Genomic DNA, 851 nt, shown 5'->3' with positions numbered 1-851 from the left:
CTAGGGTCAGGACTCATTGATTGATCCAGAATATAACGGTCGCGGCGATGCAGATGGCGGACATGAAGGTATGGGCGCAACGATCGTAGCGCGTGTGGATGCGCCGCCAGTCCTTGATCCTGCCGAACATATTCTCGACTTTGTGCCGCTGTCTATAGAGCGCCGTGTCGTGTGGAATGGGCACTTTCCGGTTCCCCTTTGACGGGATGCAGGCCGTGATCTTGCGGTCGGCCAGTGCCGCGCGGAACCAGTCGGCGTCATAGCCCTTGTCGCCCAGCAGGACCTTTGCCTTCGGGAAGGCATCGATCATCAGTGCAGCGCCCTTATAATCGCTCATCTGCCCTTCACTGAGCAGCATGATGAGCGGTCGGCCTTTGCCATCGCATACGGCATGTAGCTTGGAGTTCAGGCCGCCTTTGGTGCGTCCGATACGTCGGGGAACATCCCCTTTTTAAGCAGGCTTGCCGCCGTCCGGTGTGCTTTCAGGTGGGTTGCATCGATCATCAACTGGTCGGGCTTGCCGCCCTTTGCTGCCAAGCCAGCGAAGATTTTGTTGAACACGCCGAGCCTGCTCCAGCGGATGAAACGATTGTAGATCGTCTTGTGTGGGCCATACTCCTTGGGCGCGTCGCGCCACATCAGCCCGTGCTTGATGACGTAAATAATCCCAGACACTATCCGCCGATCATCCACTCTTGGCACCCCATGAGACAAGGGAAAATACGGCTCGATCCGGCGCATCTGCGCCTCACTCAGCAGAAACGGAACATCCATCGGCAGCGCCTCCTAACGCTGCTATTGAATCAACCCATCACCCAATGCGCAAGCAATTTAACAGGTCCTGACCCTAG

1 protein-coding gene is annotated in these 851 nt (G+C 57.1%); it reads right to left on the bottom strand.

Going from position 1 to position 851, the window contains the following annotated elements:
- Positions 1–13 precede the first annotated feature (13 nt).
- Positions 14–774 (bottom strand): IS5 family transposase gene (locus V2I08_RS20520; protein ID WP_156028742.1). Its coding sequence is split into 2 segments (ribosomal slippage): positions 14–441 and positions 441–774, totalling 762 coding nucleotides; the frame shifts between segments, so codons are not numbered across the junction.
- Positions 775–851: the final 77 nt, after the last annotated feature.

It is taken from the genome of Sphingobium sp. MK2, from assembly GCF_040170545.1.
Taxonomy (GTDB): domain Bacteria; phylum Pseudomonadota; class Alphaproteobacteria; order Sphingomonadales; family Sphingomonadaceae; genus Sphingobium.
This window is presented reverse-complemented; position numbering and strand designations above follow the sequence as displayed.